The sequence below is a fragment of the Listeria cornellensis FSL F6-0969 genome, from assembly GCF_000525855.1.
Lineage (GTDB): Bacteria > Bacillota > Bacilli > Lactobacillales > Listeriaceae > Listeria_A > Listeria_A cornellensis.
This window is the reverse complement of record NZ_AODE01000013.1, coordinates 155392-170740: the sequence shown is the minus strand read 5'-3', so window position 1 is coordinate 170740 and position 15349 is coordinate 155392. Positions and strand designations below refer to the sequence as shown.

The 15349-nt window shown below is 44.0% G+C and carries 17 protein-coding genes and 1 pseudogene; 4 read left to right on the top strand and 14 right to left on the bottom strand.

Going from position 1 to position 15349, the window contains the following annotated elements:
* Positions 1–28: 28 nt before the first annotated feature.
* The 10 genes and pseudogenes from rsmB to PCORN_RS05990 form a co-directional block, all read right to left on the bottom strand.
* The gene (gene rsmB, locus PCORN_RS06030; protein WP_036078467.1) at positions 29–1366 is read right to left on the bottom strand and encodes a 16S rRNA (cytosine(967)-C(5))-methyltransferase RsmB; all 1338 of its coding nucleotides are present in this window, start codon (positions 1364–1366) and stop codon (positions 29–31) included.
* The gene (gene fmt / locus PCORN_RS06025) at positions 1363–2307 is read right to left on the bottom strand and encodes a methionyl-tRNA formyltransferase (protein WP_036078465.1); all 945 of its coding nucleotides are present in this window, start codon (positions 2305–2307) and stop codon (positions 1363–1365) included. Before fmt ends, rsmB begins: the two co-directional genes overlap by 4 nt.
* Positions 2308–2320: 13 nt before the next feature.
* Positions 2321–4723, bottom strand: a complete 2403-nt coding sequence (gene priA / locus PCORN_RS06020) for a primosomal protein N' (protein ID WP_036078462.1) — start codon at positions 4721–4723, stop codon at positions 2321–2323.
* Position 4724: 1 nt separating this feature from the next.
* Positions 4725–5927, bottom strand: coding sequence for a bifunctional phosphopantothenoylcysteine decarboxylase/phosphopantothenate--cysteine ligase CoaBC (gene coaBC / locus PCORN_RS06015; protein ID WP_077913805.1), 1203 nt, complete (start codon positions 5925–5927; stop codon positions 4725–4727).
* Positions 5928–6084: 157 nt separating this feature from the next.
* Positions 6085–6813: a restriction endonuclease gene (locus tag PCORN_RS06010; protein ID WP_051999285.1), complete on the bottom strand. Its 729-nt coding sequence runs from the start codon at positions 6811–6813 to the stop codon at positions 6085–6087.
* Positions 6814–6915: 102 nt separating this feature from the next.
* A complete protein-coding gene (locus tag PCORN_RS17180; RefSeq protein WP_149024271.1) occupies positions 6916–7644 on the bottom strand; it encodes a hypothetical protein in 729 nt (242 codons plus the stop codon).
* A complete protein-coding gene (locus tag PCORN_RS06005) occupies positions 7577–7765 on the bottom strand; it encodes a hypothetical protein (protein WP_036078457.1) in 189 nt (62 codons plus the stop codon). Before PCORN_RS06005 ends, PCORN_RS17180 begins: the two co-directional genes overlap by 68 nt.
* 565 nt (positions 7766–8330) lie before the next feature.
* Positions 8331–9371 carry a zinc-binding dehydrogenase gene (locus tag PCORN_RS06000; RefSeq protein WP_241433090.1) on the bottom strand — a complete coding sequence of 347 codons (1041 nt, stop codon included), beginning with the start codon at positions 9369–9371 and terminating at the stop codon, positions 8331–8333.
* An 8-nt stretch (positions 9372–9379) separates the two neighbouring features.
* A pseudogene (locus tag PCORN_RS05995) lies at positions 9380–10010 on the bottom strand (nitroreductase family protein).
* Positions 10011–10014: 4 nt separating this feature from the next.
* Complete coding sequence (locus PCORN_RS05990; RefSeq protein WP_036078456.1) at positions 10015–10308, bottom strand: putative quinol monooxygenase; 294 nt, start codon at positions 10306–10308, stop codon at positions 10015–10017.
* A 110-nt stretch (positions 10309–10418) separates the two neighbouring features.
* On the opposite strand from PCORN_RS05990, the gene PCORN_RS05985 reads away from it, so the two are divergent.
* Positions 10419–10715 (top strand): ArsR/SmtB family transcription factor, encoded by a 297-nt coding sequence (locus PCORN_RS05985; protein ID WP_051999290.1) that lies wholly within the window; start codon positions 10419–10421, stop codon positions 10713–10715.
* A 46-nt stretch (positions 10716–10761) separates the two neighbouring features.
* Here PCORN_RS05985 and rpoZ read toward each other — a convergent pair whose 3' ends face one another.
* From rpoZ to PCORN_RS05970, 3 genes are all read right to left on the bottom strand, one after another.
* Complete coding sequence (gene rpoZ / locus PCORN_RS05980; RefSeq protein ID WP_036078454.1) at positions 10762–10962, bottom strand: DNA-directed RNA polymerase subunit omega; 201 nt, start codon at positions 10960–10962, stop codon at positions 10762–10764.
* Positions 10963–11580: a guanylate kinase gene (gene gmk / locus PCORN_RS05975; protein WP_036078451.1), complete on the bottom strand. Its 618-nt coding sequence runs from the start codon at positions 11578–11580 to the stop codon at positions 10963–10965. It lies immediately after the preceding gene.
* A 64-nt stretch (positions 11581–11644) separates the two neighbouring features.
* Positions 11645–12499 carry a YicC/YloC family endoribonuclease gene (locus PCORN_RS05970; RefSeq protein WP_241433089.1) on the bottom strand — a complete coding sequence of 285 codons (855 nt, stop codon included), beginning with the start codon at positions 12497–12499 and terminating at the stop codon, positions 11645–11647.
* Positions 12500–12640: 141 nt separating this feature from the next.
* On the opposite strand from PCORN_RS05970, the gene PCORN_RS05965 reads away from it, so the two are divergent.
* From PCORN_RS05965 to PCORN_RS05955, 3 genes are read left to right on the top strand one after another with little or no spacing between them, the layout of a single operon-like run.
* Positions 12641–12838: a hypothetical protein gene (locus PCORN_RS05965; RefSeq protein ID WP_036078449.1), complete on the top strand. Its 198-nt coding sequence runs from the start codon at positions 12641–12643 to the stop codon at positions 12836–12838.
* Positions 12839–12857: 19 nt separating this feature from the next.
* Entirely contained in the window at positions 12858–13079 is a 222-nt protein-coding gene (locus PCORN_RS05960; RefSeq protein ID WP_036078447.1) for a hypothetical protein, read from the top strand.
* 30 nt (positions 13080–13109) lie between these two features.
* Positions 13110–14810, top strand: coding sequence for an Rqc2 family fibronectin-binding protein (locus tag PCORN_RS05955; protein WP_036078445.1), 1701 nt, complete (start codon positions 13110–13112; stop codon positions 14808–14810).
* Between the two features lie 95 nt (positions 14811–14905).
* Here the strand turns inward: PCORN_RS05955 and PCORN_RS05950 are convergent, their stop codons facing one another.
* Positions 14906–15286 (bottom strand): hypothetical protein, encoded by a 381-nt coding sequence (locus PCORN_RS05950; protein WP_036078443.1) that lies wholly within the window; start codon positions 15284–15286, stop codon positions 14906–14908.
* Positions 15287–15349 lie beyond the last annotated feature (63 nt).

Sequence of the window (15349 nt, the reverse complement as noted above, 5' to 3'; positions counted from 1 at the left end):
CCAAACGCAAAACTTGTCTTCCCATTGCTTATTTGTTGGTTACTTTGCGGAATGCGGCGATGAAGAAACCATCACTTCCTATATCTGTCGGCACTAATTCGAGGTAATCTCCTTGCACGAAAGGACTCATTTTTTCAGGAACGTGTACTTGTTCTAATTGGAATTCCGGGTAATTTTCAAGGAAGTTCTCCACGACACCACGGTTTTCCGTTTGGTCAATCGTACACGTACTGTATATTAATATACCATTTTCTTTAAGCAATGCGCCAACCTCAGCTAAAATTGCCTGTTGAATCCGCGCCAAATTCTCGATATCAGACTCCGTTTTACTGTATTTAATGTCTGGTTTACGACGCAATACGCCAAATCCAGAACAAGGAGCATCAACCAAAACTCGATCGAAGCTTTCTGGTGCAAAAAGTTCGCTTGCTTTTCTAGCATCAATCACTTCCGTCGTGATATTCGTCAAATCGAGACGTTTCGCAGCTTTATTCACCAATTTTGTTTTATGTGGATGGATATCAAGCGCGACAATTTCACCGGTATTATGCATTTTTTCAGCGATATGCGTTGTTTTTCCACCTGGTGCCGAACATGCGTCGAGCACACGTAAGCCGTCTTCGAGCTGCAAGGCATGTGCAACAAGCATTGAGCTCTCATCTTGAATCGTGCAACGACCGTTATGATAGGCTTGCGTTTCGGCAATCGAGCCACGTTCCATCATTAAAGCTTCAGGAATATAGGCGTTTTGCTCCGTTTCGATGCCTTGTGCAGAAAGCTCAGCTTGAAGTTCCGCAACGGTCACTTTATTTTCATTGACACGAATGCTTTGCGACGGCGCCTCTAAAAAGGACAACCCGATTTCGCGTGTCTTTTCAGCGCCAAATTGCGCGATCCAGCGCTTCACGAGCCAAGTCGGCAAACTAGACTCCACAGCGATTTGCGTTGTTTCATCCTGAATATCCTCGATTTTCGGCACGCCTTTACGAATCACATTCCGCAACACGCCGTTCACGAATTTTGTCACGCCATCATGTCCACGTTCACGCGCAATTTCGCCCGCTTCGTGTAAAATCGCATGCTCTGGAATTTTATCGAGGAATTCCATTTGATAAACAGAAAGGCGTAACAAGTTAAGTACCCAATTCTCTGGAGCTTGTCGCAAAAATGGCTCCAAGTAATAGTCTAGCGTAATACGTCGTTGCGTCGTGCCGTATACGAGCTCGGTTAAAAGCGCGCGGTCCATTTGGTTTAAATCACTATTTTTAAGTGCGTCATTGATTAGTAAATGACTAAACGACTGGTTATTTTCTATTTTCTCGATTAAGTCCAACGCGATCTCACGGACTGTTTCTGATTTTTTCATAGTTCACCGAACCTTGTTTCTAGATTTAGATGTTGCCCGGCTCCCGCCATATAGTCAGCAACAGCCATTTTTTGCTTGCCTGCTGGTTGTACGATTTCCGGTACAATGACCGTTTTGTCACCCGTCGCAATCGCAAAATCGTGTTTTGTTGTCCAAGCGATTTGTCCCGCTGAAACTTGTTTATCTGTTTCTTCGATGCGCGCCTGCCAAATTTTGAAGGCATTACCCGCAAGTGTCGTATACGCAACAGGCCATGGCGAAAGTCCGCGAATCTGGTTAAAAATCGCACGACCATCACGCGTCCAGTCGATTTTTTCCTGCTCCCGCTTAATATTCGGCGCAAACGTCACACGGCTCGCGTCCTGCGGTTCCGGCGTCAATTTTCCAGCTAGGAGGTCTGGCAAGGTGTCCATCAAAAGCGACGCACCAACCTCGCTCAGCTTCTCAAACATCGTCCCGACATTATCCGCATCCGTAATCGGAATACTGCGGCGCGCCAACATATCGCCAGCGTCCAACTTCTCGACCATGTACATAATCGTCACGCCCGTCTCCGTCTTCCCGTCCAAAATCGCATAATGCACCGGCGCACCGCCACGATACTCCGGCAAAAGCGACGCATGCACGTTGATACAACCATGTTTCGGCGCATCCAGCAGCGCATTCGGCAAAATCTGTCCGTATGCCGCCGTCACAATCAAATCCGCGCCAAGTCCAATCAATTCCTCAAGCTCGACGGAACTACGCAACTTCTCCGGCTGATAAACCGGGATTCCCCGTGCCACCGCAGCTTCCTTCACTGGTGGTGGCGTCAACACACGCTTCCGTCCCACCGCACGATCCGGCTGCGTCACGACCGCAATCACCTCATATTTATCCGCGACTTGCTCTAAAACAGGCACCGAAAAAGCCGGCGTCCCCATAAAAATTATTTTCGTCATCCTCACGTCTCCTTTACATCATCACAAACGGCTGCACATCCATCGTGATCGTCAGTCCTTTAACCTGCTCTTTTTGATAGTGTAGTAAAATATTTTTCAGTTCAGCCTTCAGTTCCGGCTCCACTTTATATTTAATAATGCATTGATAGCGATATTTATTCTTAATCCGCGCAATCGAACTCGGCACCGGACCTAAAATAATCGCATCAGGCCCCAACTTCCCTTGCAAAAATTGCGTAATCTCCTGAATCGTACGAACCGCCTTCATCTCATCCTCATCGCTCACATTAATCAGCGTCAAATAATAAAATGGCGGATACGAACCCATTTTGCGAACCCGCATCTCGTGGTTGTAAAAACCAATATAATCATGCGTCTTCGCGAACTGAATACTATAATGCTCCGGGTTATAACTCTGCACAATAACCTCACCCGTCAACTCATGCCGTCCCGCGCGACCACTCACTTGCGTCAACAACTGGAACGTTTTCTCCGACGCCCGAAAATCCGGCAAGTTCAGCATCGTGTCCGCATTCAGCACCCCGACCAGCGTAATATCTGGAAAATCCAGACCCTTCGCAATCATCTGCGTCCCGAGTAACACATCCGCTTCCTTATCCCGAAACTGGTTCAGCAACTTCTCATGCGACCCCTTTTTCGTCGTCGTATCCACATCCATCCGAATCACACGCGCCTCCGGAATCAATTTTGCCAGACTCTCCTGCACCTTCTGCGTCCCCGTCCCAAAGTAGCGAATCTGCTCACTTTCACAGCTCGGACAATGGTTCGGCACGCCTTCCTGATACCCACAATAATGGCATTTCATCTGATTATGCGCCTGATGGTAAGTCAGCGAAATATCACAATTCGGGCATTCCACCACGTATCCACAATCCCGACACATCACAAACGACGAGTACCCGCGCCGGTTCAGGAGCAATACAACCTGTTCCTTTTTCGCCAACCGATCCTTGATTTTTTCCAACAACACTTGCGAAAATTCCGTCCGGTTCTCGTTGCGTAATTCCTCACTCATGTCCACCACTTCGACCTCTGGAAGCGCCGTATCATTCACACGCGTAGGCAATTCAAGCAACGTATACCGCTTCTTCCCAGCCCGCGCAAACGACTCCAAAGAAGGCGTCGCACTACCGAGCACAACTGGGCAACCATACCGCTTCGCCCGCTCAATCGCCACGTCCCGCGCATGATACCGCGGATTATCCTCCTGCTTATAACTCGTTTCATGTTCCTCATCAATAATAATAATGCCGAGCTTCAAAAATGGTGCAAAAACCGCAGAACGCGCCCCAACAACGACCTTGGCTTTCCCTTGCTCAATTTTGCGCCATTCATCATATTTTTCACCCGCCGAAAGCGCACTATGAAGTACCGCGACAAGCTTCCCAAAGCGGCGTTTAAAACGCTCCACCATTTGCGGCGTCAACGCGATTTCCGGAACGAGCACAATCGCCTCTTTTCCAGCCGCGAGTACCGCCTCAATCGACTGCAAATAAATCTCCGTTTTCCCGCTCCCAGTCACGCCGTGCAATAAGAACGTTTCCTGTTCTCCCGCCTCGGCCGAAGCCACAATCGCATCCCGCGCCGCCTGCTGATCCGGTAACAATGGCAACGGGGTACTCGCCTTAAAATCATGATTCTCATACGGGTCACGCGACACATGCTGATCCACTATCTCAATCAAGCCAAGCGCCGCCACCTTCTGAATCGTCGCATCCGTCGTCTGCACTTTCTCCCGCAACGCTTTCACCGAAATATATTCCTCATCAAAAACCTGGAAAAATTGCAAAATCTTGCTTTGCGCTTTGGCACCTTTCGAAAGCCCCGCCATTGCGTCCTCCAACTGCTGCACAGACGCAAGCGGTTTAACCACGCGCATTGTTTTTTTCGTCACCTTGTTCTTCACCTGATACACCAACTCGACGACGCCGTCTTTCATCCACTTTTGAAGCGTAGGCAAGGCTCCGAGCTGTTCCGCCCGTTTCCAATCCATCGTTTCATACCCTTCAAAAAGCCGCTCCGCCTCATCATTCGCCGTATCCAGCAACCTAAAATATTTCTCGTATTTCGCACGCAAAGCCGCCGGTAACATCGCCTGATACGCCGTAATCCGATAAGCCAACGTCTCCTTGGAAATCCAATCCCCAAGCTCCAAAAGCTCCGCGTTCAAAACCGGTGCCAAATCCATCATTTCCCGAATCTCTTTTAACTTCGCGAACTCACTCGTGTCCGACGTACCAACCACAAACCCTTGCAACGCTCGGTTCCCAAACGGCACCGAAACACGCATCCCAGGTCGCACAATATCCTGCCAAGCCTCCGGAATGAGATAATCAAACGGGCGATCAACCTGCATCGCTGGCACATCCACAATCACTTGGGCCACTCTTGCCATCTTACTTTTCCTCCAACAAACGCGCAGCCTGTTCGATAATTTCGCGCGCTACCTCTTGTTTAGACAATAACGGAAAAACCTTCTCCGCATCTTCCTGCCCATAAAAAGTCACCTGATTCGTGTCCACGCCAAAACCAGCACCAATTTGTGCCACATTATTCGCCACAATCAAATCCGCATTTTTCGCATGCAGTTTTTTCAGCGCGTTCTCTTTCACATTCTGCGTCTCCGCGGCAAAACCAATCACGACCTGCTCCGCCTTCTTATTCTGGCCAATTTCCGCCAAAATATCCTTCGTGCGCACCATCTCAATCGCGTAATCGCCCGGCTGCTTCTTAATTTTGTGCTCATGAATCACTTTTGGCGTATAATCCGCGACCGCCGCGCTCATCACAAAAACGTCCGCCGAATCCTGATGCTTCATCACTTCCGTGTACATCTCCTGCGCCGTTTCAATATAAACCGCCTGAACACCATGCGGCACCGCAAGCTTCGTAGACGACGTCACCAGCACGACTTCCGCGCCATATCTCGCCGCCGTTTCCGCAACCGCAAAACCCATTTTGCCCGTCGAATGATTCGTAAAATAACGCACCGGGTCCAATTTTTCCATCGTTGCCCCCGCCGTCACCACGACTTTCCGCCCAGCAAGCGTCGTATTCTTCTCCGCAAAAAAGCTCGTCAAATGGCCCACGATCCGCTCCGGTTCCTCCAAACGGCCACGCCCAACGTACCCGCACGCAAGATAACCCTCGCTTGGCTCAATAAAACGAACACCATCCGCGTAAAGCTGATTAATATTTCGCACCACAGCCGGATGCGCAATCATGTGCACATTCATCGCTGGCGCTACCCAAATCGGCGCCTCCGTCGCAAGCAGCGTCGTCGTCACCATATCATCCGCAATTCCGTTCGCCATCTTGCCAATCACGTTCGCCGTTGCCGGCGCCACAATCACAAGATCCGCCCAGTCCGCGAGATTAATATGCGCCACCACACCAGAATCCTTCTCATCAAACGTATCCGTATACACATCATTCCGCGACAGCACCTGAAACGAAAGCGTCGGCACAAACTCCTGCGCACTTTTCGTCATCATCACTTTCACATTCGCGCCCGCTTGCGTCAATTTACTCGTAAGCGCCACAGCTTTATAAACAGCGATTCCACCAGAAACCGCGAGTAAGATATTTTTTCCATCCAACATCTAGGTCACCTCTTTCACCTTCCCATCAATTATACCGTTTTAGCGCCGGAAAAAACAGTGCTGGAGGTTAGAAAGGTGAAGAAAAAGCTAGGAATCAAGTTTATCCGTTGATTCCTAGCTTCTACTATGAATAAATTGCCTAAGTTTACATTTCCTAACTAAGAAAAACACGATTTTTATCAATTTTCGCTTGAGTAATATCAATTTTCGCTTTATGACCATGTTTCTCCAAAAGTGACAATAAATTCCCACCATTTAATAGAGTCAATGGCTTATCACTAGCAAAATTATACGCATCATTCCCATAATTTGAAGTCGTAACTAAAATACCCTTTGTGGCTCCTTCATTTAAAACGGTTCCATATAGATCTCTTACTGCGGATACACCAACAACATTAGTATACCTTTTAGCCTGGATGACAATCTTTCCACCTCTTATAGGATCTGGGTCAAATGCAACTGCATCAACTCCCCCATCTCTACTTGCCTGAGTAATTTTCACCTCGCCCCCAGAGGAATTAAATTCAGCTTCAAATATTTCCCTTATAAGATTCTCAAAATCTTGCCAATCCATAGAAGCTAAATTAACTTCATCATCGATTCCACCAATTACATCATACCCATCAACAAATCGTTTATCAGTCATATCCAATTGAGCAATAGGTGCCACCGGAGTGATTGAAGAGAGTTTTACAGCGGCTATCCCTCTTAATTTCTTAAAGCATTCTTTAGGATCTACATTCGCCAACTCTATTCCTGCAAATTGTTCTTGAGCGACTGAAACAGATAAGATGCATGGAGTAATGTTTTTACCAGTTGCCGTATCAATGCTATCAATTATCCCATTGAAAACAATATTTTCCACTAAATCATATTTTTCCATAGAACTAAAAATTTCATAAATGCTTTTTTAAAACAATTTGATAAATTGCTACATCATAAATTTTATTCATATAAGCTTCTGAATGCACCATTTTTTTTAAAACTATCTCTTGATTTCACATAGTTTAGCTTTTTTTAGGTTTGGCAACTCTTCTTTATTAGGGAGAAGGTAATCGATAATCATAGATTTAACATCATAATTATAGCTGCAATCAATTGATTTCTCAAATTCGAAAGGATAGCTTGATATAGTTAATACAGCCTTGACAAACTCTGATACAGCGTCACTTTCACCTTGAGTCAAGTCGGCTATATTGTTATCAATTCCTAAATTATACTCTTTTTGCCTCTCCTCATATAAATTTCTTTCTCGCTCCCAGTCTTTGATGCTTTCTTGATTTTCTTTGTCAATTAATTTATTATCTATTTCTATCCCTTCACAACTCTTTACCCAATAGCTATGTACTTCTGAAAATAATTTATCAAAATGATTCCTTTGTTCTTGTGCTTTATTTTTTAATAATTTATTCCATAGGCCTTGCTTAGGATTAAACGGCTCATCTGATCTTTTAGGTTCCGTCGGAAATCCCAAAAAAGGCTTTGAAAGTGGCTTTGGCTCTGGAAATTGCTCAAAACTTTTTAAATAGTTCCAATCAAAATTGGAGTTTTCATCCAAATCTTCTTTTAGTATATTTGAGATAGCTTGTTGAATATATTCAGCTGTAGCAGTCTCCTCTTCTGCGTAATCAATTTTCTCTTGTTGTTCAAATAAAGCGTTTTCTTTTTCTGTAATCATCATTTCTTTTTCTAGCCTTTTTTTCCCATAGCTCATCCCAAGCCGCCATTTGTATATTTGATTTAATTTCAACTTCTCTTTTTGTAGCTCCTTTGATAATCTTATATTTATTTAATCCTTGATGATAAATCTCTTGTGACCAAGTATTCCTTGCCAATTAAATTCCTCCATTCGTTAAACTTTTTACTCTCTATCTTAAAATATCACATTAACTTGGAATTGTGAAGAATTTATTGCATAAATAAGCCAAAAGATTAAGCTAATGAAAAAAAAACCTTGATAGAGTTTATACAATATCAAGGCATTAATCATTACTGAACCAACGCGAGTGATACCCCAAATCCATCGCTTTTCCAATCGACACAATTATCACCTACACATAGCTTTCGATATCCATATCAAACGCCTCGGCAACTTTCCCCACTCAATCGTATCATAACCATAAACCCAAGCTAGCAACAGCAATCAACTCTACCTGTTCCAATAAACCAGATTTTTTGAAAAAAAAAGGGCTAAATCCAAAGCGGATCACGACTATATTTATTTAATTCAAACTATTTCCCAGACACGCCAACGTTTACTGCTATTGGCCTTACCTTTTATCTTCCCCTCTATATGTACAAAAAAGCAGGATACCACAAACCTTGTCTTCTGAGGAAACGTGAATCCTACTTTTCCATTATATCTATACTTCACTTCAAAAAATATCCACACCTAGACAATCAACCATTCAACACAACCACTTTCCCAAAACTCCCCCTACCCTCCAAATACCGGTGTGCATCCGCTACTTGATCCAACGGGAAAACTTTTTCCGGCGTCACGTCTATTTTCTTCTCCTCAATAATCCGCAACATATCATGCAGCATCGTCTGCGAAACATCCCCCGAATAAAAAGAAGTCAAATACGCATGATTCCTTAATTCAAAAATCGGATCAAAAGCTTCTAATTCCCACTTTCCGCCCAACTGTCCAACACTACATACGATGCCAAATGCGCGCAAGGAACCCAATGTATTTTTTAAAGTAGCAGGGCCGATAAGTTCCAGTATTTTATCGAATTTCTCTTCTGTATGCAACTTTCCATCCTGATCTAAAATAACGTCGCTAAACCCATTATCCGTCAACATATTTCCTTTCGATATCTGACGTGTAGAACCAACAACACGAATAGCCGGATGTAGCGCCTTAACGATTTTCATGAAAGCAACACCAACGCCACTAGTAGCCGCTCGGACCAAAACGCTATCCGTATCCTTGATTTGGAGGGACAAATAAGCACCATACGCCGTATAAAACGTTTCTGGTACAGCCGCAAGTTCCTTCCACGAAAGCCGCGTCTCTACAGGATAAATTTGTTCATTCGGCAAAAGAACATATTCCGCATAGCTACCATCGAACGCTCTGCCCATCTCTCCCATAATCGATATCACCGTCTCGCCCACTTCCAAACGCGACGCATCACTCGTTTCCACCACAATCCCGACACACTCTATTCCTAATATCCGCGGAAATTGAACGCTTGGCGATTTCCCCTCTCGTGTGAAAATTTCCGAATGATTAATTCCAAAACCTTGAACCTTTACGAGAGACCATCCTTTTTTTATCGTCGGCGTTTCTACATCTACATATTCAAATGCTTCTGGACTTCCCGGCTGTTTTAAAATAATCGCTTTCATCCTATCCCAACTTTCAACCGTTTTGTCTATTATAAACGAAATAAAAAATAACATCGAGAATCGCGAACGCCTCGATGTTACCATTCAAACTATTACTTCCAAAATACCGTCTCATCCGTACTCAACCGATACGAGCCATATCCCGAATCCGTCGCTTTCCCAATCGACACAATCATCACCGGCACATAACGCTCGATATCCATATCAAACGCCTCGGCCACTTTTTCCCGCTCAAACCCGCCAATCGGATTCGTATCATAACCATAGGCCCGAGCGACCAACATCAACTGCATCGCAACCAGACTACCGTCAATCAACGCCACCCGTTCCAATTCCTCACGAGGTGAATTCGCGTAATAAGGCGTCAACGCAGCCATTTGCTTCTCTTTCACATCCGCCGGCATCAATCCTTGCTCCACCGCACTGCTAAAAAATTTTCTCCCCATGATCAAAACTATTCATATCACCAAAAATAACAAGCATGGCCGACGATGAATCATTTTGTTGCGTATTAAAACGCACAAGCGGACGCAATTTCGCTTTGCCTTCCGGACTCTCCACCACAACAAAACGCCACGGCTGCATGTTTACCGATGATGGCGCACGCATCGCATCCGTCAAGATTTGTTCCATCTCTTCTCTACTAATTTTCACCGAGTCATCATATGTACGAATCGAACGGCGGTTTTTGATAATATCTTCAAAATCATTATTTTTATACATGGTATTACTTCCTTTCTAGTGTACTAAGTACTTGAATGGTCGGCGGCGCACTCAACATGCTGCCAACACCGGCTTGGAACGCTTGAAAATGCTTGCTTTTATTATGGGCATCAATCGCAGCTAAATCTTCCCACTGCTCGATCATATAAAACTCCGTCGTATTCTCAACGGCACACGTCAACTGGTAGCTAATATTGCCCGACTCCGCGCGTGACGCCTCAATCAACGGCTCCACTTCTTTCAAAAAAGCAGCAATCTTATCTTCTTGGACTTCCAATTTCGCTTGAATAACTAGCATTTGTTCGCCCTTCTTTCTCTGTTTATATTGTTCGAATTTTTTCGAACTACAACACTTTACCATAACATTTTTTGATAGGCAACTAATATGTAATGTGCTATGATACTTTTATGAAAAATAATAATCTAAATACAGAACAATTGTTAGTTTTATTCCAAGCTTTAGGTGATCCCATTCGCCTAGATATTTTTCGCTGTTTACTTCAAAAAGGGGAACAGCGCGTGACGAGCGACACGTACGACGTTTCCAAATCCACGATGTCTCACCATATTAAATTACTAAAGGAGGCCGGTTTAGTCGCGGTTCGAAAAGAAGGTACGACGCATATTTATTCACCTAATCAAGACCTACTCGAACAATATCCGGACTTCTGCTCGATTTTCAGAAATTTAAATGCAGAAAAATAGGAGCACGAATCAAAAATATGATTTGTGCTCCTATTTTTCTATAGGCTTACTTGTCTTTTCCCATAACCAAGTTACCTGAATAAATCTCTTCTAACGCTTTTCCTACCGCTTTATGCGATTTGAAATCATCCATTGTACCTGGGTCGTGGTCTTTTTGCATTTGACGGGCACGACGCGCAGCTACCGTTACTAGCGAGTATTTTGAGTCAATAACTAACAACAAATTATCAATTGATGGATATAACATCTATTCCAACTCCTCTAACATTTTTTCATACTTATGAATGACGCGCTCTGTTTTTAAGTGCTCGGTCTGAACAATTCCCTTAATTTTTTGAACGGCATTATCTACTATATCATTAACGACGGCATAATCATAGGCGTTCATCATCTCAATTTCGTGGCGAGCCTTGCTCATGCGCTCTTCGACAACGTCCATTGACTCTGTACCCCGCCCTATAATGCGGTTTTTCAGCTCACTCAAGTCTGGCGGCGTTAGAAAAATAAATATTCCTTCTGGCATCGCCTTGCGTACTTGTAACGCTCCTTGCACCTCGATTTCAAGAAAAACATCTTTTCCAGCTACCAAAATTTCTTCTACATAATCAAGCGGCGTTCCGTAATAGTTACCGACATATTGCGCGTATTCTAGCATTTTGCCATCTGCAATCGCCTGCTCAAATTGTTCTTTCGTGCGGAAATAGTAATCCACACCGTCCACTTCGCCTTCCCGAGCTTTGCGGGTTGTCATCGAAATGGAATATTCAAATGAAGTTGTCGGGTCATCAAAAACTGCTTTTCTAACCGTCCCTTTCCCAACTCCAGAAGGACCAGATAAAACGATGAGAAGTCCTCGATCTGTCATGTTTGCGTTCCTCTTTTCTACAATTTCATACTGCTTGAAAAATTATTCCACGTTCTGGATTTGCTCACGCATTTTTTTCAAGTGTCGTCTTTAATTCTACCACACGATTCGTAATTTCTAAATGACTAGCTTTCGATCCAATCGTATTTACTTCGCGATTCATCTCTTGAATGAGAAAATCGAGCTTCCGGCCAACTGGTTCTTCCAGCAAAAGTATGTGCGAAAATTGCTTCACGTGACTTCCCATACGTTCCAGTTCTTCATTGATATCTGACTTCTCAAGCAAAATCGCAATTTCAGAGAGGACGAGCGCTTTATCAAAATCTTCACCAACATAGCCCAGTAAGCGGTTTTCGAGTCGTTCGCGGTAGGTCGCTTCCATTTCAGGGACAAAGGCTTGAATCTCGTTTAGTAATTTCTCTGTCATCTCCAAATGATGTTTGAAATGAAGCGCCAACTCGTTGCCTTCTGTCGCCCGCATGTCGTCCAGCCGTTTTGTGGCAGCGGTCGTTGCGCCTATCAGCAGTTCTTCCAGCTCCGAATCCGGGTCGTTGCTCTCCACAATTTCTAAAAAACGCGGATCAAGTAAGAGTTCTTGAATGTTTAACGCGTCTTCCATCTGATAACGCTGTGTCGCCTGGCGCATAAAGCGAATATACTCATCCGCCAAATCCCAGTTGATGACCAATTTTTCTTTCGTCGCCTTGTTTCCTTCTATTGTAATCGCGCATTCCACCCGGCCACGCTTCACCTGTTCTGCGATGCTCTTTTTCAACTTCGCTTCCAAATAGGCGAACACCCGCGGCATCCGGAAAATCGTTTCCAAATAACGGTGATTCACAGCTTTTAATTCTACGGTTACTTTGAAATTCTCTGATTGCTTCCCTGCTCGCCCGAACCCAGTCATACTTTTTACCATCTCGATCAGCCTCTCGCATTCTAATTTCACTTCTTCATTATATCAAAAATAAGGAAATAAAACATCTAAAAGCAAGAATATCAGGCAAGTCTCCTCGTTCTTATGGTACAATAAAAGAAAAAAAGAAGAGAGGTTCGCAACATGAAGAAGAATGTCTTGGTTTTTAGTATTGTGCTGGTTGCTATGATTGCGCTAGCTTTTGTATTACGTTTCGCAATTTCCGCGCCAGAAGAGGATTTTATTGTCAGCGGTGATAATTATAGCGGGCGCGCGTCGTCTGAAATCACGGTAAGCAATGGTGGCAAAGTTATCGCTACGATTCCAGCGCTAAAAAAATGAAACAACGAAGGAAATAAATGTGAAGCCTTTTGACTTAAAATCCGGTGAATTCATCATTAGTTATGTCGATAAGAACGGCAAAAAACAGGATGATATTCGATTTGAAGCAACACCTGGAAAATCTACGATGAACAGTACGCTTTTCATCAGTATCGCCGAAGTAAAAGAGGATGGCACGATGAATATTGACTACAGTTATTCTTCGGTAAATGGGGAAGAAATCTCTAGTCAGTCGAACTAAATAATTTTTTTAAGGGAATGAAACAAACGAATGGCATTTGATACAATGTTTTTAAAAGCAATGACCGAAGAACTGACCGAACAGTGCGAAACTGGGCGGATTATGAAGATACATCAACCATTTGCGCATGAATTAGTCTTGCACGTGCGTAAAAATCGGGAAAATCAGCGCATCTTGATTTCGGCACATCCGAGTTACGCGCGTATCCAAATTACGAAGGAAACGATGGAAAACCCTGCGCAACCACCCATGTTTTGCATGTTGCTGCGGAAGTACATGGAGGGCGCGATTATCGAGTCGATTCGTCAAGTCGCGAATGATCGGATTTTGATTTTTGGGATTCGTGGGAAAGATGAGATTGGCGAAACGCGTTTTTGTGATTTGTACGTGGAAATTATGGGGCGCCACAGTAATGTTGTGCTCGTGGATCGTGAGAAAGAGACCATTGTGGACTGTATCAAGCATGTTTCGCCGGCTTTTAATAGCTATCGGACGCTTTTGCCTGGTGCTGCTTATATTCTGCCGCCTAGTTCGGATAAATTGGATCCTTGGACGGCTAGCGAGGAAGATTTGTTGGCGAAACTGGATTTCAATGCTGGTAAAATGTCGAAGCAGATTGTTTCGAGTGTAGCTGGATTTAGTCCTCTGCTTGCGAATGAAGTAATTGCGCGAGCGGGATTGGTGAACCGGGAGACGTTGCCGCAAGCCTTTTTTAGTGTGATGGAGGATTGTGCGAAACCGGCGGAACCTATTTTATTCACGAAGAACGAGAAAGAGGATTTCTATTTTATGCGGCTTGCGGATACGGAAGTGACGGCGGAATCGGATTCGCTTGGTGCTTTGTTGGATCGGTTTTATGGCGGAAAAGCAACGCGGGATCGAGTGCATCAAATTGCGCATGATTTGGAGCGGTTGCTTGCGAATGAGATTGATCGCGACCGGTTGAAAATGGAGAAATTGGAGCAGACGCTTGTCGATACGGAGCGCGCGGATGAGTTTCGGGTTTTCGGTGAGTTGTTGACGGCGAACTTGCATTTAGTAGCGCGTGGTATGACGGAGATTGAGGTACAGAATTTTTATGATGAGAATATGGGAACGGTGAAAATTCCGCTTGATATTCGGAAATCGCCGCCTCAAAATGCCCAGTTTTTGTTTAATAAATACCAGAAATTGAAGAAAGCTGTGAAATTCGTTGAGGAGCAGATGCGCTTGACGGAGCAGGAAATTGCGTATTTGGAAACGGTGCAGCAGCAGTTGGAGGATGCGTCGCCTGAGGATGTTCAGGAAATCCGGATGGAACTCGCGGAACAGGGCTACATCAAGTATAAGCAGAAAAAAGGAAGCCGGAAGCCAAATCAGAATCCGACACTTGAAAAATACACGTCGAGTACTGGACTCTCGATTCTAGTCGGTAAAAATAATAAGCAAAATGATTATTTGACGAATAAAGTAGCGCGAAATACCGATTTATGGTTTCACGTGAAGGATTTGCCGGGATCACATGTGGTGATTCAGGATGCGAATCCGGATGATACGTCGATAACGGAGGCTGCGATGATTGCGGCATTCTTCTCCAAAGCACGGTTGTCGGGGTCGGTTCCGGTGGATGCGACGCTGATTAAACATGTGAAGAAGCCGAGTGGCGCGAAGCCTGGGTACGTGACGTATGATAATCAGACGACTTATTTTGTGACGCCTGATGAGGAAACGGTGAAGGGGTTGCGAAATTAGATGTAAAAATGGTTGGCATTTCTGCCAACCATTTTTTGATTACTATTCAACAACTTCTAATGTCTCGCTTCAAACGCGTTAAAATTTGCATATACTTATTCGGATTTAACTATTTTCTTAACATATTTTGAAGCTATTTGTCCAGGTTCTGTTTCTTTAACAACTACCTGAGGGCTAAAATACACTTTAACTGTATCTCCTACGACTAAATCTTCTACTTTTATTTTATCTCCCTTCTGATCAAAAATATTATCAGAACTCTCTAACTCGTACTTCCCCTCCTGTAAATTTAGTTTTTCTCCGCTAACCCATTTTATTTTATCTATCCTCAAATTAGCATCATAAATGGTAGCACTATAGACAGCATTTTTATTTTGACTATTATTTTCCACAGTCGATGTGCTACTACAGGCACCTAGAAATAACATAATCATAATACATGGAAAAATAATTTTTTTCATCTCAGATACCTTCATGTTTGTTCCCTCCATTAGCGGTCACATGCATTTTGTCTTCTTCATTATAGTAAAACAGTGATG

What these genes read in the sequence shown, in the direction of transcription:
- rsmB (WP_036078467.1), bottom strand. Translation starts at nt 1,366, where the DNA reads ATGAAAAAATCAGAAACAGTCCGTGAGATCGCGTTGGACTTAATCGAG.
- PCORN_RS05970 (WP_241433089.1), bottom strand. Translation starts at nt 12,499, where the DNA reads ATGGTAAAAAGTATGACTGGGTTCGGGCGAGCAGGGAAGCAATCAGAG.
- PCORN_RS06000 (WP_241433090.1), bottom strand. Translation starts at nt 9,371, where the DNA reads ATGGTAACATCGAGGCGTTCGCGATTCTCGATGTTATTTTTTATTTCG.
- gmk (WP_036078451.1), bottom strand. Translation starts at nt 11,580, where the DNA reads ATGACAGATCGAGGACTTCTCATCGTTTTATCTGGTCCTTCTGGAGTT.
- PCORN_RS05990 (WP_036078456.1), bottom strand. Translation starts at nt 10,308, where the DNA reads ATGCTAGTTATTCAAGCGAAATTGGAAGTCCAAGAAGATAAGATTGCT.
- PCORN_RS17180 (WP_149024271.1), bottom strand. Translation starts at nt 7,644, where the DNA reads ATGAGCTATGGGAAAAAAAGGCTAGAAAAAGAAATGATGATTACAGAA.
- PCORN_RS05985 (WP_051999290.1), top strand. Translation starts at nt 10,419, where the DNA reads ATGAAAAATAATAATCTAAATACAGAACAATTGTTAGTTTTATTCCAA.
- PCORN_RS05950 (WP_036078443.1), bottom strand. Translation starts at nt 15,286, where the DNA reads ATGAAGGTATCTGAGATGAAAAAAATTATTTTTCCATGTATTATGATT.
- fmt (WP_036078465.1), bottom strand. Translation starts at nt 2,307, where the DNA reads ATGACGAAAATAATTTTTATGGGGACGCCGGCTTTTTCGGTGCCTGTT.
- rpoZ (WP_036078454.1), bottom strand. Translation starts at nt 10,962, where the DNA reads ATGTTATATCCATCAATTGATAATTTGTTGTTAGTTATTGACTCAAAA.
- PCORN_RS05965 (WP_036078449.1), top strand. Translation starts at nt 12,641, where the DNA reads ATGAAGAAGAATGTCTTGGTTTTTAGTATTGTGCTGGTTGCTATGATT.
- PCORN_RS05955 (WP_036078445.1), top strand. Translation starts at nt 13,110, where the DNA reads ATGGCATTTGATACAATGTTTTTAAAAGCAATGACCGAAGAACTGACC.
- PCORN_RS06010 (WP_051999285.1), bottom strand. Translation starts at nt 6,813, where the DNA reads ATGGAAAAATATGATTTAGTGGAAAATATTGTTTTCAATGGGATAATT.
- priA (WP_036078462.1), bottom strand. Translation starts at nt 4,723, where the DNA reads ATGGCAAGAGTGGCCCAAGTGATTGTGGATGTGCCAGCGATGCAGGTT.